Source organism: Streptomyces sp. NPDC050422 (assembly GCF_044458665.1).
In the GTDB taxonomy this organism is placed as follows: Bacteria; Actinomycetota; Actinomycetes; order Streptomycetales; family Streptomycetaceae; genus Streptomyces.
Genome location: NZ_JBITIE010000003.1, coordinates 173,999 through 198,183, shown reverse-complemented (window position 1 = coordinate 198,183; position 24,185 = coordinate 173,999). Strand labels below are relative to the sequence as shown.

The 24,185-nt window shown below is 69.3% G+C and carries 17 protein-coding genes and 3 tRNA genes; 12 read left to right on the top strand and 8 right to left on the bottom strand.

Features of this window, described 5'->3' with window-relative positions; all coding sequences use genetic code 11:
- The first annotated feature begins 49 nt into the window (after positions 1-49).
- From ACIBJG_RS05460 to ACIBJG_RS05435, 6 genes are all read left to right on the top strand, one after another.
- On the top strand, positions 50-844 hold the full coding sequence (locus ACIBJG_RS05460) for a VOC family protein (RefSeq protein WP_399304162.1): 795 nt from the start codon (positions 50-52) through the stop codon (positions 842-844).
- A gap of 384 nt (positions 845-1,228) precedes the next feature.
- Entirely contained in the window at positions 1,229-2,290 is a 1,062-nt protein-coding gene (locus ACIBJG_RS05455) for a LacI family DNA-binding transcriptional regulator (RefSeq protein WP_399304160.1), read from the top strand.
- 13 nt (positions 2,291-2,303) lie between these two features.
- A complete protein-coding gene (locus ACIBJG_RS05450) occupies positions 2,304-3,698 on the top strand; it encodes an FAD-dependent oxidoreductase (RefSeq protein WP_399304157.1) in 1,395 nt (464 codons plus the stop codon).
- Between the two features lie 17 nt (positions 3,699-3,715).
- Positions 3,716-5,065 carry an MFS transporter gene (locus ACIBJG_RS05445; protein ID WP_399304155.1) on the top strand — a complete coding sequence of 450 codons (1,350 nt, stop codon included), beginning with the start codon at positions 3,716-3,718 and terminating at the stop codon, positions 5,063-5,065.
- 187 nt (positions 5,066-5,252) lie between these two features.
- Positions 5,253-6,287 (top strand): zinc-binding dehydrogenase, encoded by a 1,035-nt coding sequence (locus ACIBJG_RS05440; RefSeq protein WP_399304153.1) that lies wholly within the window; start codon positions 5,253-5,255, stop codon positions 6,285-6,287.
- Positions 6,288-6,350: 63 nt separating this feature from the next.
- A complete protein-coding gene (locus tag ACIBJG_RS05435) occupies positions 6,351-7,271 on the top strand; it encodes a carbohydrate kinase (RefSeq protein WP_399304151.1) in 921 nt (306 codons plus the stop codon).
- A gap of 39 nt (positions 7,272-7,310) precedes the next feature.
- Here ACIBJG_RS05435 and ACIBJG_RS05430 read toward each other — a convergent pair whose 3' ends face one another.
- Entirely contained in the window at positions 7,311-8,603 is a 1,293-nt protein-coding gene (locus ACIBJG_RS05430) for an MFS transporter (RefSeq protein WP_399304149.1), read from the bottom strand.
- Between the two features lie 372 nt (positions 8,604-8,975).
- Entirely contained in the window at positions 8,976-11,366 is a 2,391-nt protein-coding gene (locus ACIBJG_RS05425) for a DNAJC11 domain-containing protein (protein WP_399304147.1), read from the bottom strand.
- Between the two features lie 564 nt (positions 11,367-11,930).
- Here ACIBJG_RS05425 and ACIBJG_RS05420 point away from each other — a divergent pair.
- Positions 11,931-14,633: a glycoside hydrolase family 97 catalytic domain-containing protein gene (locus ACIBJG_RS05420; RefSeq protein ID WP_399304145.1), complete on the top strand. Its 2,703-nt coding sequence runs from the start codon at positions 11,931-11,933 to the stop codon at positions 14,631-14,633.
- A 749-nt stretch (positions 14,634-15,382) separates the two neighbouring features.
- Here ACIBJG_RS05420 and ACIBJG_RS05415 read toward each other — a convergent pair.
- From ACIBJG_RS05415 to ACIBJG_RS05405, 3 genes are all read right to left on the bottom strand, one after another.
- Positions 15,383-15,898 carry a hypothetical protein gene (locus ACIBJG_RS05415; RefSeq protein ID WP_399304143.1) on the bottom strand — a complete coding sequence of 172 codons (516 nt, stop codon included), beginning with the start codon at positions 15,896-15,898 and terminating at the stop codon, positions 15,383-15,385.
- A 57-nt stretch (positions 15,899-15,955) separates the two neighbouring features.
- A complete protein-coding gene (locus ACIBJG_RS05410; protein WP_399304528.1) occupies positions 15,956-16,744 on the bottom strand; it encodes an ArsR/SmtB family transcription factor in 789 nt (262 codons plus the stop codon).
- 123 nt (positions 16,745-16,867) lie between these two features.
- Positions 16,868-17,026 carry a hypothetical protein gene (locus ACIBJG_RS05405; RefSeq protein WP_399304141.1) on the bottom strand — a complete coding sequence of 53 codons (159 nt, stop codon included), beginning with the start codon at positions 17,024-17,026 and terminating at the stop codon, positions 16,868-16,870.
- A gap of 18 nt (positions 17,027-17,044) precedes the next feature.
- Between ACIBJG_RS05405 and ACIBJG_RS05400 the strand changes: the two genes are divergently transcribed.
- Complete coding sequence (locus ACIBJG_RS05400; protein WP_399304139.1) at positions 17,045-17,284, top strand: helix-turn-helix domain-containing protein; 240 nt, start codon at positions 17,045-17,047, stop codon at positions 17,282-17,284.
- 390 nt (positions 17,285-17,674) lie between these two features.
- Here the strand turns inward: ACIBJG_RS05400 and ACIBJG_RS05395 are convergent.
- From ACIBJG_RS05395 to ACIBJG_RS05385, 3 genes are all read right to left on the bottom strand, one after another.
- Positions 17,675-17,748: transfer RNA gene (locus tag ACIBJG_RS05395), tRNA-Ile, on the bottom strand.
- 245 nt (positions 17,749-17,993) lie between these two features.
- A tRNA-Asn gene (locus tag ACIBJG_RS05390) sits at positions 17,994-18,066 on the bottom strand.
- 5 nt (positions 18,067-18,071) lie between these two features.
- A tRNA-Asn gene (locus ACIBJG_RS05385) sits at positions 18,072-18,144 on the bottom strand.
- A gap of 180 nt (positions 18,145-18,324) precedes the next feature.
- Between ACIBJG_RS05385 and ACIBJG_RS05380 the strand changes: the two genes are divergently transcribed.
- The 4 genes from ACIBJG_RS05380 to ACIBJG_RS05365 all read left to right on the top strand — a co-directional run bounded on the left by ACIBJG_RS05380 (position 18,325) and on the right by ACIBJG_RS05365 (position 23,968).
- Positions 18,325-18,624 carry a YtxH domain-containing protein gene (locus ACIBJG_RS05380; RefSeq protein WP_399304526.1) on the top strand — a complete coding sequence of 100 codons (300 nt, stop codon included), beginning with the start codon at positions 18,325-18,327 and terminating at the stop codon, positions 18,622-18,624.
- 66 nt (positions 18,625-18,690) lie between these two features.
- Positions 18,691-20,136, top strand: a complete 1,446-nt coding sequence (locus tag ACIBJG_RS05375) for an FGGY family carbohydrate kinase (protein WP_399304137.1) — start codon at positions 18,691-18,693, stop codon at positions 20,134-20,136.
- Positions 20,137-20,303: 167 nt separating this feature from the next.
- Positions 20,304-22,037, top strand: coding sequence for an ABC transporter ATP-binding protein (locus ACIBJG_RS05370; protein ID WP_399304135.1), 1,734 nt, complete (start codon positions 20,304-20,306; stop codon positions 22,035-22,037).
- Complete coding sequence (locus ACIBJG_RS05365; RefSeq protein ID WP_399304132.1) at positions 22,037-23,968, top strand: ABC transporter ATP-binding protein; 1,932 nt, start codon at positions 22,037-22,039, stop codon at positions 23,966-23,968. The genes ACIBJG_RS05370 and ACIBJG_RS05365 overlap by 1 nt, the downstream gene beginning before the upstream one ends.
- Positions 23,969-24,185 lie beyond the last annotated feature (217 nt).

The following is a 24,185-nucleotide window of genomic DNA, read 5'->3' as shown; positions in this document are numbered from 1 at the left end:
GTGGCTAGCGTGGCAGAGGGGCCGTTCACACGTGAGGAGATGACCGGTCATGGCCGCGGAACGAGAGGGCACACCGTGCTGGGCCGACGCGACGTTCGGCGACATCGAAGGGGCGAAACGCTTCTACGGTGAGGTGCTGGGCTGGACGTACGGCGACTCGCTGCCCGAGTTCGGCAACTACACGCAGGCCTACGTGGACGGCAAGGCGGTCGCCGCCCTGATGCCGCCCATGCCCGGCCAGGACGTACCCGCCGCCTGGTGTCTGTACCTCGCGTCGCCGGACGCGGCGGCCACCGCCGCCAAGGTCCGCGAGCACGGCGGCACGGTCCTGGTGGAGCCGATGCAGGTCAGCGAGTTCGGCACGATGGTGCTGGCGAGCGACCCGAGCGGAGCCGCGTTCGGCGTCTGGCAGGCGGGCACCCATGAGGGCTTCGAGGCGCGGGCCGTGCCCGGTGCCTACAGCTGGGCCGAGATCTTCACCCGGGAGCCGGAGAAGGCCGACGCCTTCTTCCCCGCGGTCTTCGGGTACGGAGTGAAGCGCGTGGAGGACGACGCGATCGACTTCACGCTGTACGACCTGGGCGCGGACCCCGTGCTCGGCCGGATGAAGATGACGGAGGACTTCCCGCCCGAGGTGCCACCGCATCTGCACGTGTACTTCACGGTGGCGGACTGCGACGCGGCGGTGGAGAAGGCGAAGTCGCTCGGGGCGGTGCTCCGGTTCGGCCCGATGACGATGCCGTTCGGCCGGTTCGCCGCGCTGACCGACCCGCAGGGTGCCGCGTTCTCGCTGATCGACGGCACGACGACCGGCGGGGACATGCCCGAGCTCAAGGACGTCTGACCCGTCGCGCGAGGTACCTGCAGGGCGACTCGGCTTCCCGGAGTCGCCCTGCTGCCGCGTCCGGCTGCCCCTGCCCGTGACGAAGACCAGCTTCCCCTGCACCATGACGAAGACCGGCTGGGTCCGCCCGTGACGAAGACCAGCTGGGTCCGCCCGTGACGAAAGACCGGTCGGCAGCGCCTTCCTCCGCCCACCGCCGGAGATCGGCTGCGGACCATTGACGACAGGGTGAAGGCTCCTTAAGGTAATCGCTGACCCCAACGTTTACCCCCTGCGGAACCGCGCAGTTTGGGTAAACGTTTACCCACCCTTGCCCATAGCGCGGATCGCGCTCTTTGAGGTAAACGTTTACCTAACAACTGCCCATGCTGCGAAGGGAACACGATGCGAGCTGCCGGGCGCGTCACACTCAAGACGATCGCCGACTCGTTGGGGGTCTCCGCGAAAACCGTGTCGCGGGCACTGACGGGCAAGGACTCGGTCGGTGAGGAGCTGAGGACGCGCATCCGTGCGGAGGCCGACCGGCTCGGCTACGTACCGAACTCCATGGCCAGATCGCTGGTCTCCGGTGCCGCGATGACCCTCGGCATGGTCATCACCCACCCGGCGAACCCGTTCTACGCGCTCCTGATCAGCGCCGTCGAGGAACGCTGCCGTGCGAACGGCTACTCGCTGCTGCTCATGGTGACCGAGGAAGATCCGGAGACGGAGCGGGAAGCGGCCGAGGCACTGCTGCGGTGGGGCGTGGACGGGGCCGTGGTGATCCCCGTCCAGGCGGGTGCCGCCCACTGGCAACGGCTGCAGGACTCCGGGGTGCCGATCGTGCTGGTCAACCGCGGGCTGGAAGGCCTCAACTGCGACTTCGTCGGTGTCGACCACGAGCGTGGCGCCTACGAAGCCGCATCCCATCTCCTCGACCACGGCGCCGCCACCCTCCATCTCATGGAGGAGGACGTGCCGTACTCCTCGGCGGCCGACCGGCGCGCCGGGTTCCACCGCGCACTCGCCGAACACGGCCTCCCCGTACAGGAGGACACCGTCACGCTGGTGCCGCCACCGGCACCCGGGCGGCGGGCGACGCCGTGGGAACCGGGCGCCGCCTATCGGCACGCCCAGCAGTTGGCGAGCAGGCTCGAACCGGGTTCGGCGGTACTGACCGGGAGCGACTACTTCGCGCTCGGCCTGTACCGGGCGCTGACCGAGAAGGGCATCGACGTGCCCACACAGGTCGCGGTGATCGGCCACGGTGACCTGCCGTTCGCCGCGTACCTCCAGCCCGCGCTGGCCAGCGTCCGCCCACCGGCCACCGAGATCGGCGCGCGGGCCGCGGACCTGCTGTTCGAGCGCATCCAGGGCTCGACCGCCCCCGCCACGACTCTCTACCTGCCGCCGGAGCTGAAGGCCCGCGCCTCGGCCGGCGGCGACGACCGACATGAAGCGAACTGAAAGGAACATGGCGATGCCGAAAACAGGAACGCCGCAGCGGACCATCCACGAACAGGCCCGGGAGGTCCCCGTCGTGGCCGACGTCGACGTCCTGGTCGTCGGCGGCGGACCGGCCGGCGTATGTGCCGCCGTCGCCGCGGCGCGGGCCGGTGCGCGCACCTTCCTTGTCGAGCGGCATGGTTTCCTCGGCGGGATGTGGACCGCGGGCATGGTCCTCACGCTCGCCGGCTACAACTCCTGGCTGCGCCCCTACCAGCGCTGCGTCGAGGGCGTCCCCGCGGAGTGGCTCGCCCGCGCCGCGAAGCAGGACGGTGCCGTCGACGGCGACGGCTGGGTGCTGAACTCCGACCCGGAGGTCATGAAGCGCGTCGCCGACGAGATGCTCGAAGCCGAGGGGGTCGGGCTGCTGCTGCACAGCTGGGGCGCCCGCCCGATCGTCGAGGACGGTGCCGTACGTGGCGTCTTCGTCGAGAACGTCGACGGCCGCCGCGCCATCCTCGCCAAGGTCACCGTGGACTGCACGGGCAACGGCGACATCATGGCCGGTGCCGGTGCCGACTGGGTCAAGGGCGACACCCTGCAGCCGATGACGATGCCGTTCCGGGTGGGCAACGTGAAGCCGGATCCGGATCGCGAGCACGCCGTACCGGTACGGATCCCCATCGGCCCGGAGGCGACGCTGCTGGAGGAACCGCTGCTGGGGCAGGTCGCCTCCACCCGCAAGGACATCGACCTGGACGTCGACGCCATGCGGGCCGCGCGGGTCCGGGGCGAACTGCCGCCGTTCGGCGGCCCCTGGTTCGGCGGCATGGAGAAGGACATCGCCTGGGTCAACACCACGCGCGTGGTCGGCGACGCCTCCGACGCCGACGAACTCACCCGTGCCGAACTCCGGGGCCGCAAGGACTCCGTCGTGCTGCTCGACTACATGCGCGAGCACAGCCCGGCGTTCGCCGACGGCCGGCTGCTACAGACGAGCACCCAGATCGGCGTGCGCGAGACCCGGCGCCTCGTCGGGGCGTACACGCTCACCGGCGACGACGTCCGTGCCAGCGCACGGTTCGACGACGGCATCGCGGTCGGCTGCTGGCCGATCGACGTCCACCCGGCCGAGGGCGAGGTCGGGGTGCACGCCATGTTCGTGCCCCTCCCCTACGAGATCCCGTACCGCAGCCTGCTGCCGCAGGAGACGGACAGCCTGCTCGTGGCCGGCCGGTGCATCTCGGTGGACCGCGAGGCACTCGGATCGGCACGGGTCGGCGCCACGTGCGCGGCGACCGGTCAGGCCGCCGGTGTCGCCGCGGCGCTCGCCGCGAACAGCGGCAAGCAGCCGCGAGAGCTCGACAGCAAGGAACTTCGGAGCACCATTCAAGCGCAGGGCGGCCTCGTTACGTCACCGGCGCCGTGACACCTCAGGAGCACAGAGTGCAGAGCAACGCAGCGGCGGAAAGCCAGAAGATATCCCCGGAGGCCCGGAAGGTTCTCGTAGCCGCGGGCATCGGTCACTTCATCGAGTGGTACGACGTCGGCACCTACGGGCTGCTGGCCACCTTTCTCGCCGCGAACTTCTTCGTCTCCGGCGATCCGACGGCCGCACTGCTGGCCACGTTCGCCGTCTCTGCCATCGGGTTCGTCCTGCGGCCGCTCGGCGGACTCTTCTTCGGACCGCTCGGCGACCGCATCGGCCGGCAGCGGACCCTGGTCATCGTCGTCCTGCTCACCTCGGGTGCGACGTTCGCGATGGGCGTGCTGCCGACGTACGCCAGCGTGGGCATGCTCGCCCCCGTACTCCTGGTGATCGCCAGGATGGTGCAGGGCTTCGGTGCCGGCGGCGAGACCTCCAACGCGGTGGCGCTGCTGTTCGAGCATTCACCGCGCACCCGCCGCGGGTTCATGACGAGCTGGATGGACGCCATCGGGTTCGTCGCGTCCGTCGCCGGCTCCGGGCTCGTGCTCGTACTGATCAGCGTGCTCAGCAACGACCAGATGATGGACTGGGGCTGGCGCATCCCCTTCCTCATCGCGCTCCCGCTCGGCCTCGTCGGCCTCTACGTCCGGATGAAGCTGGAGGACTCCCCGGCGTTCCGCGAGCTGGAGGACACCGGCGCCGTGTCGGAGTCGCCGACGAAGGAGGCGTTCCGCACCGGCTACAAGGCCATGCTGGTGCTGTGCGGCATCCTGCTCCTCAAGGCGATCGGGCACTGGGCGCTGGTGGCCTTCCTGCCGAGCTACCTCACCAGCGAACTCGGGTTCAGCACGATGGAGGGCTTCACGGCCACGACCGTCGCCATCGGGGTGACCGCGATCGCCGTGCCGTTCATGGGTGCCCTCTCCGACCGCGTCGGCCGCAAGCCGATGCTCATCGCGGGCAGCGCCGGCTTCGTCGTACTCACCTGGCCGGCCTTCTACCTGATGTCGCAAGGCAGTGTCGCGGCGGCGATCACCGGCATGCTGATCCTCGGTCTCCTGATCGCCGTCTTCGACGGCGCGTTGAGTGCGGCCATGGCCGAGCAGTTCCCCGCGCGGATCAGGAGCGGCGCGATGGCCATTCCGTACAACCTGGCGGTCTCGGCGTTCGGCGGGACGGTCCCCTACGTCGCCACCTGGCTGATCACCTCCACCGGCAACGAACTCGCTCCGTCGTTCTACGTGATGTTCCTCGCCGCCATCACACTGACGGTCGCGATCACCTCGATCCGGGAGACCGCCGTACGGCGGGTCCGGGCAGCACCGGCTGCGCCGGACCGGAGTGCCGAGATGACACGGCAGCCGTAGTACCTGGCCGGCTGGGCATCGTTGCCGGCCGGATGAGGGGCGAGGGCCTCGGCGGCGGTCACCGGGATGCCGTGATGCCCGATCGCCACCGCCGGCGCCCTCCCCTCCTCCCTTTCCATTCCCCCGCAGCGGCCGCTCGCCCGGACAGCGCTGCCCCGAACTCCGCACCGAACGGATCCCCCTGACCATGTCTCAGCGCAATCGCCGCGTGCTCGTCCGGTCCATCGACGACATCAGCATCGAGGAGGTGCCGGCACCTCGGCCCGGCGCGAACGAACTCCTCGTCCGCAGCACCGTCGTCGGCATCTGCGGGTCCGACACCCATGCCGCCCGCGGCCACCACCCCTTCATCGACCTGCCCTACCGGCCCGGACACGAGGTGGTCGGCGTGGTCGCCGCCGCCGGCGAAGGAGCCGGGGACTTCGCCCCGGGCACGCGGGTGATCGTCGAGCCCAACCTGTACTGCGGCACGTGCGCCCAGTGCCGCTCGGGCCGCTACAACATCTGCCGGCAGCTGAAGGTGTTCGGCTGCCAGACTCCCGGTGGCATGGCCGACCTCTTCACGATCCCCGCCGACCGCGTCCACCGGGTGCCGGAGGCCATGTCCGACCTCCAGGCCGCCCTCGTCGAGCCGCTCGCCACCCCGGTCCACGCCGTCGCGAAGGCCGGTGACCTCACCGGCCGCACCGTAGCCGTCCTCGGCGCGGGGCCCATCGGGCTGCTCGTCATCGCCGCGGCACGGCACGCCGGTGCCGCGCGGATCGTGGCCACCGACCTGCTGGAGACCAAACGGGAGCGCGCCCTGCAGCTCGGCGCCGACGGCGCACTCCCGGCCGACGCGGCCGACCTGACCGCAGAGGCGCATGCCGTCCTGGACGGCCCGGCCGACGTGGTCTTCGACTGCGTCGCCCGTGAACAGTCCATGGCCCAGGCCATCGACCTCGTCGCCAAGGGCGGCCGGATCATCGTCGTCGGTGTCGGAGCCCCGGGCCCCACCCCGATCCGGCTGGACCTCGTCCAGGACCGCGAGATCCGCATCGAGGGCACCCTCATGTACACCGCCGACGACTACCGCACCGCCCTCGGCCTGATCGGCTCGGGCGTGATCGACACCGACGCGATCATCACCGCCACCTATCCGCTGGAAGAAGCGGACAAGGCCTTCGCCGCCTCGCTGGCGCCGGAGCACATCAAGGTGCTCATCACCGTGGCCGCCCCGTGACTGGCGCGGGTCACTTCATCCCCGTCCGAAAGGAACCCCTGCCGTCCGAAAGGAACCCCTGCCGTGATCGTCGTCGCCGGTGAGGCGCTGATCGACCTGGTGCCCGAGACCGCCGGGGACGCCTCGGCCCCGCTGTTGCCCGCCCGCGGCGGCGGGCCGTACAACACGGCCGTCGCGCTGGCCCGTCTCGGTTCCCCGGTCGCCTTCTGCTCGCGGATCTCGACGGACAACTTCGGCACATCGCTGACCGCCCGTCTGCGCGAGGAGAAGGTGGGCCTCGACCTGGTGCAGCGGGGGCCGGAGCCGACCACGCTGGCCGTCGCGGCCATCGACGCGGGTGGCTCGGCCGCGTACACCTTCTACTGCCGGGGCACGGCCGACCGTCTCTTCGCCCTGCCGGCCGCACTGCCCGCCGAGACCCGGGCAGTGTCGTTCGGCACCTGCTCCCTGGTGCTCGAACCGGGGGCGAGCGCGTACGAGGAGCTGATGCGCCGCGAGGGGCGGCTCGGACGCTTCATCGCCCTGGACCCCAACATCCGCGCCGGCCTCATCGCCGACCCGGACGCCTACCGGGCCCGCTTCAGTCGGCTGCTGCCCTCCGTCTCACTCCTGAAACTCAGCGAGGAGGACGCGCAGTGGCTCGGGTACGACATCGCGGGCTGGCTGGCCGCGGGCCCCGCCGCCGTCGTGGTCACCCGGGGCGAGGCCGGCCTGACGGTCTGCACACGCGGCGGCGACGAGTACTCGGTGCCCGGTGAACCCGTCCGGGTCGTCGACACCATCGGGGCCGGTGACACCGTCAACGCGGCGATTCTGCACGCCCTGTCGGAACTCGGCCTGCTGTCCGCCGACGCCCTGGCCCGACTGCCCGAGGACGGCTGGCACCAGGTTCTCCGCTTCGCCGCCCGTGCCGCCGCGGCCACCTGCGCCCGGGCGGGCGCCGAGCCGCCCTTCGCACACGAACTCGCAGCCCTCGGCGCCTGACGGGACTTCGCTCAGCAGACGGCCGCCGGTCCCGCCGGATCAGGCCTCGGGCCGGTGCGCGTCGTAGCGCGCGAACGCGGGCCACCGCAGTGCCAGCAGTGCCACCGCGACCACGCACGCGATCCCGCCCCCGGTCACGGCGAGGCCGGGGGACGCCAGGTCGGCGACGGACCCGGCCAGGAAGTCCCCGAGCCGCGGACCGCCCGCCACCACGACGATGAACACGCCCTGGAGCCGGCCCCGCATCTCGTCGGGCACGGCGGCCTGGAGCATGGTGTTACGGAAGACCATGGAGGTGGTGTCGGCGGCACCGGCGAGCGCCAGGAAGATCAGCCCGAGCCAGAGCTGCCGGGTCAGTCCGAAGACGGCGACGGCCGCCCCCCAGCTCGCGACGGCGAGCAGCACCGCGAGCCCGTGCCGCCGGATCCGCCCGAGCCAACCGGAGAACACCCCGCCCAGGAGCGCCCCGAGCGCCGGGGCGGCGACCAGCAGTCCGGTGGTCTTCGCGTCGCCCCCGAACCAGAGCACGGCCACGACGGGGAACAGGGCGCGGGGGTGGGCGAGCACCATGGCGCACATGTCCGTGAAGAAGGTCATCCGCAGGTTGGGCCGGGTCCCGAGGAACCGCAGCCCGTCCATGACGGAGGCGCGTTTCGTGTCACCGGCCTTCGCCCCGTCCCGCTCCGGCAGCATCGAGGGCAGCCGCCACATCGCGTACAGCGAGGCCGTGAAGGTGATCGCGTCGACGCCGTACGCGGCCCGGTAGCCCCACCAGCCGACGATGAGCCCGCCGAGCATCGGTCCGACGAGCATGCCCGTGGTGCTGGTGATCGAGTTCAGGGCGTTGGCGGCGGGCAGCTGCTCGGCCGGCAGCAGCCGGGCGATCATCGAGCTGCGGGCGGGTGAATTGAGCGCGAAGCAGACGGCCTGGAGCGCGACCACCCCGTACAGCAGCCCGACCTGCTCCAGCCCGGCCACCGTGACGGTCACCAGCCCCACCGACAGCAGAAACGATCCGAAGGCGCTGACCAGCCCGAGCTTGCGCCGGTCGAGGGTGTCGGCGACGGCTCCGCCGTACAGTCCGAAGACGACCAGCGGCACGAGTGAGCAGAATCCGATGAGACCGACGGAGAAGGCCGAGCCGGTGAGGTCGTACACCTGGAGCGAGACGGCGAGCGACGTCATGCCCTGCCCGACCCAGGAGACCGTGTTCCCGAACCAGAGCCGCCGGTAGTCGGGGGAGGTCCGCAGCGGGGTCAGGTCGGCGAATATCCGGGGGCGGGGTTGCGGCTCGTCCGCCGCGTCCGTCGGTTCGGTCAGGGATTCGGTCACGGAGCATGGTAACGACCGCCCCGGAAGGAGCGGATCGCGCCCGGTGCCGCTGCCATGAAGGAGGTCCGGCGCGGAAACGTTCATGCCCCGATGCGGAGCATGAACGTTTCCGGTGAGAGGCGTCACTTGAATGGGTTCGAGTCCCACCCGCCCCTCTCAGCGGGCCAGGGAACCTGCACGGCCGACGCCGGCGTCACAACCGCCGTCACGCCAAGTTCCGCAGCCTCGGTGAACGCGCCATGGCCACCCCTCACATGCCGGCGGCTCCTGCGGAAGCTCCACCGCGGCACCACCCGGATCGCCGCCGTCGTCCGTGCCGTCGTCGCCCTCGAACTCGCCGGACGTCCTGCATGCATCGCTCGGCTCCTGAACTCACAGGGCCTGCTGCAGCCCTTCGAAGCGCACCGTCCAGCGCCGGTCCGCCGGGAAGCCGGGCGCGTGCCGGTCGGGTGCGCCGTCCCAGCCGGCTGCCATGAACGCGACGGCGTACAGCAGCGCGGCGTTGCTCGGGAAGTACGGGAACGGCCCGCCGGTTGCCAGGCCCGCGTCGTCGAACTGGAACCCGTCGGCCGGGTGCAGCAGGAAGTCCACGGCGTCGTCCGGGCGTCCGAGCCGCGCGGCGCACATGGCGAGCATCGGGAAGTCCCAGCCCCAGGTCCGGTCGAACTGCCAGCCGGTGAAGACCTTCTCTGCGGTGCGGGCCATCGTGGGGACGTCGACGCCGTCGCCCGGCAACCAGCCGTACGCGCCGATCAGGGCCGGGTGCTCGTAGTTGAACCGTGTCCACATGTCCTGGACGCCTTCGTGCAGGACGTACGTGCCGTCCTGCACCGGCAGCGGCGCGAGTCCGTCGTGGACACGCTGCCACTCCCGGTCCTTGTGCAGGCCGAGCCGTTCACGCCACTGCTGCGCGACCCGCAGGCCGAAACGCCAGTAGGCGAGCTCGAACGTCGGGTTCTGCGTGGTCCTGGGGTCGGTGTTCTCCGAGACGACGTGCATCGGCGGGCCGAGGATGTAGCGGCTCGTGTCCTTGTCCCAGAAGGCCCAGGAGGAGAGGAAGTCCGCGGTGTCGAAGACGATGTCGCGCCACTTGTGCAACGTGCTCCTGTCGGGATGCGCCCGGTAGTCCATCTCGGCCAGGAAGATCGGGTGCGGCTGCTGCCACATCAGCAGGGCGTGGATGACGTGCGGTGACTCGCGCCCGTCGGCCGTCGTGCACTTGGGCCAGCGCGCTCCGCGGAAGCCCTGGGACTCCGCGCGTTCGCGCGCCGGTTCATGGAAGCCTTCATAGACGTCCAGGCTGCGGTCGAGCAGCGGCCAGCGGTTCCACAACGCCCAGTGCGCGCCGTGCCACCAGTACATCTCCATGTGGAACTTGCCGTTCCAGCCGTTGTTGACGAGCCCGGATTCCTGCGGCGGCTGCGAGCCCGCCTCGTTCGCGCGCATCAGGTACTGGGAGAGCACCACACGACGTTCCAGCTCCCGCCAGCGCGGGTCGGTGCTGGCGGAGAGGTCGACCGCTCCCCCGGAGAGCCAGTACTGCCGCCAGGCCCGCGTGCTCGCCGAGAAGGTCGCGCTGGACGTCGGCACCGACCCGGACCGCGTGGGCGCGAACGTGCAGGTGAACCGGAGCCGGCCGGCGTGATGGTCGCCGGCCAGGCGGTAGCGATGCCGGTCGGCCGCTGCTCCGATCGACACGTTCTCGTCGTCGGGGACCACGATGTCGTGGTCCTGACCCGCGTACGTGTAGCCGAGCACCAGGCGCTTCGCCATGCCGGGCGCCGGGTCGCCGAGGTTCAGGTAGTTGACGAGGAGGAGGAGCGAGTTGTCCGTGACCAGTTGCACGAGCTTGTCTGTGACATCGGCCCAATGACCGTCGGCGCCGTACCGCGCGGTGCGTATGACGAGCTCTCCGGCGCTGGAGCCCGGGCCCGTGAACACACCGTGGCCTTCCCAGGCGAGCGCGGCGTGGTACTCGGTGGAGTCCATGCGGTGTGTGATGTCTGCGTGGTTGCGCCCGCGCGTCGTCGCCGTCGTCTCGTGGGCGTCGGGGGCACCGTAGGTGCCGACATACGCGGCGAACTCCTGCCCATCGGCGTAAGGGAAGTCGAGGAAGACCGCCAAACGCTCGGCAGAGACGAGCGGCGAGTCGATTTCCACCGCGACCGTGTCGCGGTCGGGGTGGCAGCAGGTGCGGACGTGCACCGGTTCACCGGCGATCTCGAACCGGCTGTCGACGACGCCGGTCCACAGGTCGAGTTCCTGGTGGATTCCCTTGATGTCGTCGGCGACGGCGGCGCGGCCGTCGGGCATGACCAGCTCAAGACCGATACGTCCGAGGTTGATACGGGCCGGGTTGGCGTAGAGCCACGACGACAGCTCGGGCTGGTCCGGATTCGGGATCGGGTAGTCGACGGGGCGGCCGTGCGTGTCCCAGGCTTGGCCGCGGAAGTCCGACGGCTCCTGGCCGGGCGGCAGCGGGAAGCTGTGCCATCCCCAGTCGGACATGGTGTTGAAGGGGACGAACGTCTGCAGCCCGGTGACGTCGACACCGAATGCGAACTTGCCGTTGCCGACCTGCAGCGGGCTCTGCGTGTCGAGTTTCCCGCGCACGACTCGATGGCGGGCCACGACGGACTGCCGGTCGATCGGACGCATCGACGCGTTGTCGGCCGGTGTCCCAGCCGCGGCGGCGGGCTCCGAAGTGACGCCGACCACCGCTGCGGCCGCCGAACCGGACAGGAACGTTCTGCGCGTGACCATGCGATGCTCCCGGACTGCGAGATGGAATGGCCACCCGCCTGGCCCATATGGGCGACGTTTCGGCCTTTGTCGCTGTACGCACCGCAGGACCTGAGGCGACATCAATGGACGGGCGGAGTGTCCCGGTCCGCCCATCAACGCACTCGGCAAGAGACTGACCGGTCAGTCAGCCGAGCAGCGCTCGCCCTGATCACTCACCGGCATCGAACGCTGGACAGCGCACCGAGATGAGGGGGCGCCGTTGATTCGATTCAAACTGTGCGACAGGCTAAGCCCGTTCCTTCGATTCAGGCAATGCACGGGAAGCAAGTCGTTCGAGTCGCCCCTCGGCGCGCCACCTCACTCGATCGCACCAGGCATCATTGAACGTTTCAATCACTCCAGATCTTCGACCGGTCCGGACGCGAATGCTGGACGACCCCAGATCTTTATGGACTGTGGGCGTTGCACCGATTCCGGTGCAGCCTGTTTACAGGCTTCGTTCCGACCGGTAAGCAAGCACCAGCACTGTGCGAAGTCGTCCGGTGCTGTTGGTAGTTGATCGGTTCCGATACGGAGGACTGAATGAGACGACGAAACCTGCGCACCGCCCCCACGGCACTGATGGCCGCGGCAGTCAGTGCCGCACTTGCCCTGGGTTCGGCCGGCCAGGCGAGCGCATTGTCTGACAACGTTGTCTCGTCGCATTCCGGCCCTGCGGCCACGTCATGGACCGTGCAGCGCGGCGGGCCCACCGCAGTCGTCACGCTCGACCGGAGCGACGGTTCGCTCGACTTCTCCGTCCAGCGGAACGGACGGACAGTCCTCGAACCGGCACCCGTCGGCGTGGTCACCGATCAGGCGGATCTGACCTCGCGACTTCACCTGCTGCACCGTACCGACCGGGTGGTCAACGAGAAGTACACGACGACCGTCGGCAAGCAGCTCCGGCGGTCCGTCCACATGAAGGAGTCGCGGTTCGCCTTCGAGGGGGAGAACGGCGCACGCCTCGATCTGGTGGTCCGGGCCGCCGACGACGGCGTGGCATACCGCTATGCGCTGCCCGGCAAGGACGGCGTGACCATCGAGCACGAGGCCTCCGCCTTCCAGCCCCCCGCCTCCTCGCCGGCCTGGCTCAGCGCGTACGCCGCCCCTCACGAACAGCCCTACGACCGGACCACCGCAGCCCTGGCGGGCAGCGGCGAGTACGGCTACCCGGCGCTCTTCCAGGTGGGCGACCAGAACGTCGTACTGGCCGAGTCGGACCTCGACGGCCGGTACTCCGGCAGCCGTCTGGTACACGAACAGGGCACCGGACGCTATGAGTTGGCCCTTGCCGACAAGAAGGTCCACTCGGACGGACCGCTCACCACCCCGTGGCGCACCGCCGTCATCGGCGATCTCGCCTCCGTCACCGAGTCCACCCTCATCGACGACCTGGCGCCGCCGTCCCGGATCCGCGACACCTCCTGGATCAGACCGGGGAAGGTCGCCTGGTCATGGCTGGCCGGGTTCAACGAGGCTCAGCGCAGTCTGGAGACGCAGGAGAAGTTCGTGGACTACGCAGCGGCGCACGGGTGGCAGTACGCCCTCGTCGACGACGGCTGGAAGACCACGGACTGGATGCCGCAGCTCATGGACTACGCGAAACGGCGCGGAGTGAAGATCCTGCTGTGGATGCCCTGGACGGACCTCGACACCGCCGCCGAGCGGGACGCGCAGCTGAACAAGGTCAAGAAGTGGGGTGCCGCCGGGCTCAAGATCGACTTTATGGACTCAGACACCCGTGCGCGTTATCAGTGGTACGACGAGATACTGAAGGCCACGGCCGAGCGGAAACTCGTCGTCGACTTCCACGGTTCCACGATCCCGAACGGCATCCAGCGCACCTGGCCGCAAGTGATGTCGATGGAGGCGGTGCACGGCGCCGAGCAGGGCGACGTCCGGGCCGACAACATCGCGACGCTGCCGTTCACCCGTAACGTCGTCGGGTCGATGGACTTCACCCCGATGGGTTTCCAGTTCGGTGAGCACAACACATCCGAAGCGGCTGAACTGGCCCTGTCCGTCATCTTCGAGTCGGGTCTGCAGAACTTCGCGGGCAGCATCGAGGAGTACCGGGCCCGCCCCGAACTGGCCCGCTTCCTGGAACAGGTGCCGACGGTCTGGGACGAGACGAAGCTGCTGAAGGGCAGCGCGCCCGGCCGGAGCGCCGGCTTCGCACGACGCAGTGGGGCCCGATGGTTCCTGGGTGAGATGGCCGCCGGTACGGCTCGTACCCACCAGGTACCCCTGGGCTTCCTGAGTGGCGGGAAGTGGCGCGTCGATGTGGTCCGCGACGGCTCGGACGGCCTGGTCCGGGAGAGCCGGCTACTCACTCGCCACGACACCCTGAAGGTGCCGGGGGTGGAAAACGGTGGATTCACCGCGATCGTCTGCCGCGCCGTGCCCGGCCGCTCCAGTTGCGACGAGCCCGTACGCCGTGTCCCCTCGGGCACGCTGACCGTGGACCCGCAGCAGCAGACCGCGGATCCGGGCACGGAGGTGAGGCTCGGCGGCAGCTTCACGATCGACGAGGCCGGTCCGGTCACCGATGTCACCCTCAGCGCGAAGGCCCCGCAGGGCTGGAGCCTGGAGGGGCCGGGAGCGACAGCGGCCGAGCTGGCCACCGGTCAGCAGCTGACCGCGGACTGGCGGATCACTGTGCCGGAACAGCCCGCCTACGGCTGGACGGAGATACCGGTGACCGTCTCCTATCGGGATCCGGCGGCGGGCGCAACAGCCCCGAAACTGAGTCTGCAGAGGCAGGCCCGTGTCTTCGTGTCACCGCCCGGCATCGACTACGTCAGCGATCTCCCCTTCTCCGCGGAGAGCAACGGCTGGGGCCCGGTCGAGCGGGACACGTCCAACGGTGAGTCGGCGAAGGGCGACGGGGGCCCGCTTCGTATCGGTGACCGGACCTACGACAAGGGCATCGGCGCGCACGCGCCCTCCGAGGTGACGGTCGACCTGGGTGGTACCTACGACCGTTTCAGCGCCGACGTCGGCATCGACGAGGAGACGCCGGACAAGGGTTCCGTGGTCTTCGAAGTCATCGGTGACGGAAAAGTACTGGGCACGAGCGAGGTCATGGGCCCGAATGACGCCGCCCATGCCTTCGACATCGACGTCACCGGTGTGCAGCAGTTGACCCTGCGCGTGACGGACGGCGGCGACGGTAACGACTCGGACCACGCGGACTGGGGCGACGCACGGCTGCACATCACAGCCGACACCGCCCGCCGGTAACCGGACGGGCCGGGCGAAGCTCCCTGCCGTGAGCCGCGACCATCCGCGGCTCACGGCAGCGCAGCTGAGAGGTACGCGATCAGTCCACGGTGGCCGCACCGGGCACCCCGAGGTCACCTCCGAGTCGCAGTGATCTCCACAGGCAAGGGCCGATCCAGGCTCGCCTGACATAGTTACGTTCCGTGGTGGAGGCGCGTTCAGTCGGCCAACAACCACGGCACTCCGTCACCGGACTCGCCGGTGACGGAGTGAGTGAGCAGGACGGGTGCGGTCGCCGGCGGTGACGTAGTCGTCGACCATGGCGGTGATCCACGCCGCCGAGCCGAGCGGGCGGGGCGGTCCCTCGCTCGGCAAGCAGGTAATTGCTGTCGAACTTGTCCGGGCCCGAGCGGGCGAAGGCTCCCGGCGCCCGCGCAGCCGCAGCTCCGACGACCGCCCTGCGCCATCGAAGGCGTCCGTGGTCACACCGGGGACACCGCAGTAGGCAACCCGCCTGCCGGGCGTGTGCACCCGTGCGTCCTACCCGAGCTCACCTTCACCTTCACGGTGGGCGTCGGCGGTGCGCTTGATTACCGCGGCGGTTACGTGCAGTTCGTCGGGGGTGAAGTCGGCCAGGGCGTCGGTGAGGGTACGGAGGGGCGACGGGGCCGGGGGCTCCCCCGAGCGTTGCGAAGTGAGCAGCCACCGACGCTCGCGCGATTCGGCGCACCCCGTCAGCTGCGGGTGAGCTGAGTCTGTATGTGCCGTGGTCACCGCGTGGCCTCGGTCACGGCCCGCTCGGGGAGGAGGGCGAGGAGCTGTTTGGTGTGGCCGGGCAGCTCTGCCTCCGCCAGTCCAGTGACGATGTCGCGCAGCGGCATGGGCTGATCGACCATGAGGGTGTCGTTGGACAGGAGCCGGGCGGGCACCAGGGTGCCGAGTTCGGCGTCGCTGAGCACCGCACTTCCGGCGAGTGCGCACAGGGCAGCTACTTGTCCGCGGATGCGGTCCCGGAGACCGGCGTTGCCGCCGGCGTGCGCGATGGTATGCCGGATGGTCCAGGCGTCGAGGGCGATCCGGTTGTCGTACGTCGTGTTGGCCCCGGCTGCGATACCTGCGACGGCGGCGATGGTGGCGGCGCTGACGAGAGAGACGTGCGCGAGGATTTCTTCGGCGTTCCACTCGCCGTCCGGTGGGGCGGGGCTGGGGTTGTCGGCGCTGGCCACGGTGGCGGCGGCGTCGAGCAACGCTCGGTAGGCGTCCTGGAGTGGGCCGGTGTCCAGCATGTATTGCACCTGTCTGTGCGGCGTATGCGGAATGAACCAGGGGCTGAGAGGCGCGGCTCAGGTGTGGGCGCCGGACATCTCCCAGGGCGCCTGCGGCAGGACCTCGCCGGTCTCCAGCATCGACTTGAGGTTGGCAAGCACGGCCGGCCAGCCGGCCGAGATGCCGCCCAGCATCTCCTGGTTGGGGAGCCTCTCGTGGGTCACGGTGAGGCGGACGATGTCCTGATGCGGTTCGACGAGGAAGGTGACGACCGACGGCTCTCTCGGCGATTGGGCATCGGGGGCGTCGTCGAAGGTGATGACCAGCCGGGTCGGGGGCTCGGTTTCCAGGACGCGGCCCAACACGTCGATCTTGCCTGAGCCGTCGGCTCGCCGGTGCTCCCATGCCGATCCCGGCTGCCAGTCGGAGACGTTCGCGTGTCCCCAGTAGCGCGCCGTCAGGTCGGCGTCGGTCAGGGCTTGCCACACCTGCTCCGCACTGGCGCGGATGTAGGTGACGTATACGTAGTCCGGCACCGGTGTGGGTGCGTTGGTCATGGCGTACTCCTCTGCCTGGTGCTTGATGGCGCTGATCGCTTGCAGGCGGGGTTTGTCGAAGCCGGAGATCCAGCGCTCCTCGATCTCGTGGATCGGGGCCGGGTTCAGGTAGTGCAGCCGCTCCCGGCCACGCCGTACGACGGTGACGAGGTTGGCCCGCACGAGGATGTCCAGGTGCTGCGTCGCCGACTGGCGCGCCATGTCAAGGCGGTCGCACAGTTCGCGCAGCGTCTGTCCGTTGTGCTCGCGCAGCCGGTCGAGCAGGAGTCGCCGAGTGGGATCGGCCAGCGCCTTGAACACCGAGTCGATCGCTGTTGCTTCGAGGCTCACACCCGACATTATGCAGGCATTCACCTGCCTATCGTCAAGGGTGATGGCCGGCCCTGCGAACCGGGTGCAGCGACGTGTGCCGACCTCTGAGGTCGATCGGCGTCACACCGCGTGTGACTTCGGCTCACTCGTGTCCGCGGTTACCTCACCGAGCACCCCGACCTCGGACAGATTGTCGTCAAGCCACTCGACGACAACGAGCTCGAGCCCCTCACCCTGCCCCGTGAAGCCGTCGAGCTCCTCGCCGGTCTCCTCGCCCACCTAGGGGCAGGTCGAGGCGTGTCCATCGTCTCCAGTACCGCGGAGCTCACCACCCAGCAAGCGGCAGACATCCTCAACGTGTCCCGGCCCTTCCTCATCGGCCTCTTGGACGCAGGCGAAATCGAGTGCCGTCCAGTCGGAACGCACCGCAGAATCACAGCGTCGTCGCTCATGGAGTACAAGCAGGCAGACGACCGGCGCCGTCGTGAAGCAGCAGACGAGCTCACTCAGCTCGGCCAGGAGATGGGAATGATGTAGTCGATGGCCTTCGTCGCCGTTTACGACGCGAACGTGCTCTACCCGAATATCCTCCGCGACGTCCTCATCCGCTCGCGGGGACTGGCCTCGTGCAGGCGAAGTGGACGGAGACCATCCTCGACGAGACGTTTCGCAACCTGGAGGCCAACCGGCCGGACCTGGCCCGAGGCCCCTCGGGCGTCAACCCGCTTACCCGGGCGGCCGTGGGACCGCTGTTAACCCTCCCACGACCGCGGGAACAGAACAGCCCAGGTCACAGCCGTGCAGAAAACGCCCTCGACGCGTGAAGACCCACGTGCGGCACACCTCCGTGAGGCGAACACCTCACGCAAAACGCCCCCGGAAAACGCGTATCCCCAGGTCAGAACGATTCTGCCCGGGGTCGCTCGGTGGGGCGGGTGGGACTCGAACCCACGGCCGACGGATTATGAGTCCGCTGCTCTAACCGGCTGAGCTACCGCCCCGTTTCGGCGTGGCGCGTACATGTGTGCGCGCCGTCTGCCGCAGCATAGCCGGTCATACGATCTCTCGCTCCGGTCGCCCGGCTACTTATGACCATGAAGACCGCGCTGCTCGCTGCCCGGTTCCGGGTTGCGCGAAGTTGACGCGAAAGAGTCACTCCGGCCCCATCGGCATCACCGTGTCGGGCTCCTGGTGGGCCGGTCCCGGGCACACGAAAAAGGACCCCTGAGGGTCCTCTTCCGTTCCGCTCCCCCGACTGGACTCGAACCAGTAACCCTCCGGTTAACAGCCGAATGCTCTGCCAATTGAGCTACAGGGGATCGCGCTCCCCCGACTGGACTCGAACCAGTAACCTGCCGGTTAACAGCCGGCTGCTCTGCCAATTGAGCTACAGGGGATTGCTGCGTTGCCTCGAACGTACCTGCCTGGCTGCTGCCGAGCGGCGCACGTTCGCTGCGACACATACATTAGCGCAAGCAGGGGGGTGCTTTGCCAATCGGTATCGCCCGGGGTGATCTCGGGCGTCCGCGGGTAGGCGAGCAGCACACGTCGCACGGAGCGAAGGAAGGGTGGCAGCCATGCGGTACCGGCTCACGTTCATCGCCGGAGTGGCCCTCGGATACGTGCTCGGCACGCGTGCCGGGCGCGAGCGTTACGAGCAGCTGAAGAAGTCCGCACGCCAGTTCGCCCAGAACCCGGCCGTGCGCAACACCTGCGAGACGGCGGCCCAGAGCGGCCGTGAGTTCGCGGGGAAGGCGTACCACGCGGTCGAGGAGAAGGTCGGCGACAAGGTGCCGTCGTCGGTGGCGGACCGGGTGCGGTCGATGCGCGGACGCGGAGCGAACGGCGAGGACGACTGGGGAACGACCAATACCTGAGTCGCCGACGCCACGTCTGCCGCACCACCGGTCGGGAAACCTCCGGGGGTGCGGCAGAATCCATGTATGGGCATAGTCGCCGGCTTGGACAGTTCATCCGCCTTCACTCACATCGTGGTCTGCGATACGGACACGGGCGCCGTACTGCGTCAGGGATACGCCGCACATCCCGTCGACGCGAAGGCCACCGAGGTCGATCCTCAGGCGTGGCTGCTCTCACTCGGTGAGGCCGCCACCGGCGGGCTGCTCGAAGGAGTGCAGGCCATCGGTGTGTCGGCGCAGCAGCACGGGCTCGTGCCGCTGGACCGCCAGGGCAATCTCGTGCGCCCCGCGCTGCTCGGCAACGACCGGCGGGCGCAGGTCGCCGCGGCCGATCTGATCGACGGGCTCGGCGGGCGGCAGGCCTGGGCCGAGGCGGTCGGGGCGGTGCCGCAGGCGGCGCAGCCCGTGTCGAAGCTGCGCTGGCTGGCGCGGACCGAGCCGGACATGGCGCAGCGGGTCGCCGCCGTGCTCCAGCCGCACGACTGGCTGGTGTGGCAGCTGCTGGGCCGGCCGGCGCGGCGGACGACCGACCGGGGCGCCGCCTCGGGAACGGGTTACTGGTCGGCGGGCAGTGAGTCGTACCGGCCGGATCTGGTGGAGCTCGCGCTCGGGCGCCAGGCCGCGCTGCCGGAAGTGCTCGGCCCGTCCGACGCGGCGGGGACGACGCCCGAGGGGCTGCTGATCTCCGCGGGTACGGGCGAGACGATGGCGGCGGCGTTCGGGCTCGGGGTCGGGGTGGGTGACGCGGTGGTGTCGCTGGGGGCGTCGGGCTCGGTGATGGCGGTGCACCACGAGGCGCTGGCCGATCCGACCGGAATGATCACGTCCTTCGCCGATGCCACCGGGATGCATCTCCCGGTGGTCCACACTTCGAACGCGGTACGTGCGCTGCGCGGCACCGCCGAGATGCTGGGCCTGGAAGGGCTGGAGGAGCTGTCGGCGCTGGCGCTGAAGTCGACACCGGGCGCCTCGGGGCTCGTACTCCTGCCGTATCTGGAGGGTGAGCGCACCCCGGATCTGCCGCACACCGCCGGGACACTGTGCGGGCTGCGGCGCGAGTCGATGAAGCCGGAGCATCTGGCACGGGCGGCGTTCGAGGGGATGCTCTGCTCGCTGGCCGACGCGCTGAACGTGCTGCGCGGCCGCGGGGTGGAGGTGCGGCGGGTGTTCCTGCTGGGCGCCGCCGCCGAACTGCCGGCCGTGCAGGGGCTGGCGCCCGCACTGCTGGGCACCCAGGTGGTCGTGCCGCAGCCGGCGCAGTACGCGGCGCTGGGTGCGGCCCGGCAGGCGGCCTGGGCGCTCGGCGTCTCCCAGGGGACGCTGGACGGGCGCACTCCCCCGGCGTGGCAGGGTGCCGCGGCCCAGGTGCTGGAGCCCGGTGAGGAACTGCCGGTCGGGCAGGCGGTGCGGCAGCAGTACGTGGCGACGCGGGACCAGATCCATCCGGGGGCGTTCGACTCCGCGCGCTGAGGCGCGTGCTGTCGGTGACGTTTCCGGGCCTCGGGCGGGGCCCCGGCCTTGGAATTATGGACCGGGTCCGTTTTTTGACCTGGACTTGAAGAAAAACGTTCGCGGTCACGGTGGGCGGTGGCCGAAAATGAGGCGACTCCCGACCTCGCCGACTCCGAGAGACACGCGTGCTCATAAAACTCCTGCGGGCCTATCTCGGTCCGTACAAGAAACCCATCGCGCTGCTGGTCGTCTTCCAGCTGCTGCAGACCTGCGCCACGCTCTATCTGCCCACCCTCAACGCGGACATCATTGACAACGGTGTCGTCCAGGGGGACACGGGCTACATCGTCCAGTACGGCGGCGTCATGATCGTCGTCAGCATCGCCCAGGTGGTCTGCAACATCGGGGCGGTCTACATCGGTGCCCGCACCGCGTCCGCGCTCGGCCGCGACGTACGGGCCTCGATCTTCGACCGGGTGCAGTCGTTCTCCGCGCGGGAGGTCGGCCGGTTCGGTGCTCCCTCGCTGATCACCCGTACGACCAATGACGTGCAGCAGGTCCAGATGCTGATCCTGATGACGTTCACGCTCATGGTGTCGGCGCCGATCATGTGCGTCGGCGGCGTCATCATGGCGCTCGGACAGGACGTCCCGCTGTCCGCGGTGCTGCTCGCGGTGGTGCCGGTCCTCGGCATCGCGGTGAGCCTGATCGTGCGGCGGATGCGTCCGCTGTTCCGGACGATGCAGGAGCGGCTCGACACGGTGAACCGGGTGCTGCGCGAGCAGATCACCGGCAACCGGGTCATCCGCGCCTTCGTGCGGGACGGGTACGAGGAGGAGCGCTTCCGGGGCGCCAACACCGAGCTGACGGACGTGGCGCTGTCCACGGGCCGGCTGATGGCGCTGATGTTCCCGACCGTGATGACGGTCGTGAACGTGTCGTCGATCGCCGTCGTCTGGTTCGGTGCGCACCGGATCGACAGCGGCGGGATGGAGATCGGCGCGCTGACCGCGTTCCTCGCATATCTGATGCAGATCGTCATGTCGGTCATGATGGCCACCTTCATGTTCATGATGGTGCCGCGCGCGGAGGTCTGCGCGGAGCGCATCCAGGAGGTCCTGGAGACCGAGTCCTCCGTGGTGCCGCCGGTGAACCCGGTGCGGGAGCTCTCTGCCCAGGGTCATCTGGAGGTGCGCGGTGCGGACTTCCGCTACCCCGGCGCCGAGGAGCCGGTGCTGCGCTCGGTGGACCTGGTGGCGCGGGCCGGTGAGACGACCGCGATCATCGGGTCGACGGGCAGCGGGAAGTCGACGCTGCTCGGTCTCGTACCCCGGCTGTTCGATGTGACGGACGGCCAGGTGCTGGTCGACGGGACGGACGTACGGACGCTGGATCCGGTCCTGCTGGCGAAGACGGTGAGCCTGGTCCCGCAGAAGCCGTACCTGTTCTCCGGGACGGTCGCGACGAATCTGCGGTACGGGAACCCGGACGCGACCGACGAGGAGCTGTGGCACGCGCTGGAGATCGCGCAGGCCAAGGCGTTCGTCGAAGACCTGGAGCACGGGCTCGACGCGCCGATCGCGCAGGGCGGCACCAATGTCTCCGGCGGGCAGCGGCAGCGGCTCTCGATCGCCCGGACGCTGGTGCAGCGGCCGGAGATCTACCTCTTCGACGACTCCTTCTCGGCGCTCGACTACGCCACGGACGCGGCGCTGCGCGCGGCGCTGCTGCGGGAGACCCAGGGGGCGACGGTGGTGATCGTCGCGCAGCGGGTGTCCACCATCCGTGACGCCGACCGGATCCTGGTGCTGGACGAGGGCCGCGTCGTCGGCTCCGGCAGCCACCACGAACTGATGGACGGCAATGAGACATACCGGGAGATCGTTCTCTCCCAGCTGACGGAAGCGGAGGCCGCGTAATGGCCGGGCCTGGCGGACGCATGATGGCGGGCGGGGCGCCGACGGAGCGGTCCATGGACTTCAAGGGCTCCTCGAAGCGGCTGCTGAAGCGCTTCGCGGCGGAGAAGGCCACCCTGTACGTGATGCTGGTGGCCGTCGCGCTGAGCGTGGCGCTGTCGGTGCTCGGTCCGAAGATCCTCGGCAAGGCCACGGACCTGGTGTTCGCCGGTGTCATCGGCCGGGGAATGGACCCGGGGACGACGAAGGAGCAGGCCGTCGAGGGCCTGCGCAACAGCAACAGCGGTCTGGCCGACATGCTCTCCAAGGTGGACTTCACCCCGGGGCAGGGCATGGACTTCGACGCGATCGGCCAGGTGCTGCTCGTGGGGCTGGCCGTGTACGTCGGCGCGGGGCTGCTGATGCTGGTGTCGACGCGGCTGTCGATCCGGGTGATCAACCGGGTCGTGTTCCAGATGCGTGAGGACATCCAGACGAAGCTGTCGCGACTGCCGCTGTCGTACTTCGACCGGGCCAAGCGCGGCGAGGTGCTGAGCCGGGCGACGAACGACATCGACAACATCTCTCAGACGATGCAGCAGACGATGGGGCAGCTGATCAACTCGCTGCTGACGATCGTCGGCGTGCTCGTGATGATGTTCTGGATCTCGCCACTGCTGGCGCTGGTCGCACTCGTGACGGTGCCGCTGTCGGTGGTCGTGGCGACGAAGGTCGGCAAGCGCTCGCAGCCGCAGTTCGTCCAGCAGTGGAAGGTGACGGGCAAGCTCAACGCCCACATCGAGGAGATGTACACCGGGCACACCCTGGTGAAGGTCTTCGGGCGGCAGGACGAGTCGGCGCGGGACTTCGCCGAACAGAACGACGCGTTGTACGAGGCCGGGTTCAAGGCACAGTTCAACAGCGGGATCATGCAGCCGCTGATGATGTTCGTGTCGAACCTGAACTACGTGCTGATCGCTGTCGTGGGTGGACTGCGGGTCGCCTCCGGCTCGCTGTCGATCGGTGACGTGCAGGCCTTCATCCAGTACTCGCGGCAGTTCTCCATGCCGCTGACCCAGGTCGCCTCAATGGCGAACCTGGTGCAGTCCGGGGTGGCGTCGGCGGAGCGGATCTTCGAACTGCTGGACGCCGAGGAGCAGGACGCCGACCCGGCGAAGGCCGAGGCCGAGTACCCCGGGGAACTGCGCGGCAGCGTGTCCCTGGAGAACGTGTCGTTCCGCTACGACCCCGAGAAGCCGCTCATCGAGGACCTTTCGCTGAGCGTCGAACCGGGTCACACGGTCGCGATCGTCGGTCCGACCGGCGCAGGCAAGACGACTCTCGTCAATCTGCTGATGCGGTTCTACGAGGTGACCGGGGGCCGGATCGCTCTGGACGGGGTCGACATCGCGAAGATGTCACGCGACGACCTGCGCTCGGGGATCGGCATGGTCCTCCAGGACACCTGGCTGTTCGGCGGGACCATCGCGGAGAACATCGCCTACGGTGCCTCGGGCGACGTCACCCGGGAGCAGATCGAGGAGGCGGCACGGGCGGCCCACGCCGACCGCTTCATCCGCACCCTGCCCCACGGTTATGACACGCGCATCGACGACGAGGGCTCGGGCGTCAGCGCGGGCGAGAAGCAGCTGATCACCATCGCGCGGGCGTTCCTGTCCGACCCGGTGATACTCGTCCTCGACGAGGCGACCAGCTCCGTCGACACCCGTACCGAGGTGCTGATCCAGAAGGCGATGGCCGGTCTCGCGCACGGTCGTACGAGCTTCGTGATCGCGCACCGGCTCTCCACCATCCGGGACGCCGACGTCATCCTGGTGATGGAGAACGGGTCGATCGTCGAGCAGGGCACGCACGACGAACTGCTGGAGGCGAAGGGCGCGTACGCACGGCTGTACGCGGCGCAGTTCGCGCAGGCGGTCGCCGAGGTCGACTAGGTCGTGTTTCGGAAGTAGCGTCGTCCGCCCGGAGGGCGGGCCCGGAGGCGTCTGGTGCGTGCGATCGCAAGGGGAGGGTCGCCCCGATACTGGTTGTATCGGGGTGATCCCGACAACGCGGCGAGCAATGGGGCCTCCCCTGCTCGAGCGAAGCCGAGAGCTCGGGGAAGTACCAGGCGCCGCCGGGCAGGCGGGACTTTCAGAACACGCCCTAGCA

Coding starts and splice junctions, on each gene's coding strand:
- ACIBJG_RS05460 (WP_399304162.1), top strand. CDS start 50: ATGGCCGCGGAACGAGAGGGCACACCGTGCTGGGCCGACGCGACGTTC.
- ACIBJG_RS05455 (WP_399304160.1), top strand. CDS start 1,229: ATGCGAGCTGCCGGGCGCGTCACACTCAAGACGATCGCCGACTCGTTG.
- ACIBJG_RS05450 (WP_399304157.1), top strand. CDS start 2,304: ATGCCGAAAACAGGAACGCCGCAGCGGACCATCCACGAACAGGCCCGG.
- ACIBJG_RS05440 (WP_399304153.1), top strand. CDS start 5,253: ATGTCTCAGCGCAATCGCCGCGTGCTCGTCCGGTCCATCGACGACATC.
- ACIBJG_RS05425 (WP_399304147.1), bottom strand. CDS start 11,366: ATGGTCACGCGCAGAACGTTCCTGTCCGGTTCGGCGGCCGCAGCGGTG.
- ACIBJG_RS05420 (WP_399304145.1), top strand. CDS start 11,931: ATGAGACGACGAAACCTGCGCACCGCCCCCACGGCACTGATGGCCGCG.
- ACIBJG_RS05415 (WP_399304143.1), bottom strand. CDS start 15,898: ATGCTGGACACCGGCCCACTCCAGGACGCCTACCGAGCGTTGCTCGAC.
- ACIBJG_RS05380 (WP_399304526.1), top strand. CDS start 18,325: ATGCGGTACCGGCTCACGTTCATCGCCGGAGTGGCCCTCGGATACGTG.
- ACIBJG_RS05375 (WP_399304137.1), top strand. CDS start 18,691: ATGGGCATAGTCGCCGGCTTGGACAGTTCATCCGCCTTCACTCACATC.
- ACIBJG_RS05365 (WP_399304132.1), top strand. CDS start 22,037: ATGGCCGGGCCTGGCGGACGCATGATGGCGGGCGGGGCGCCGACGGAG.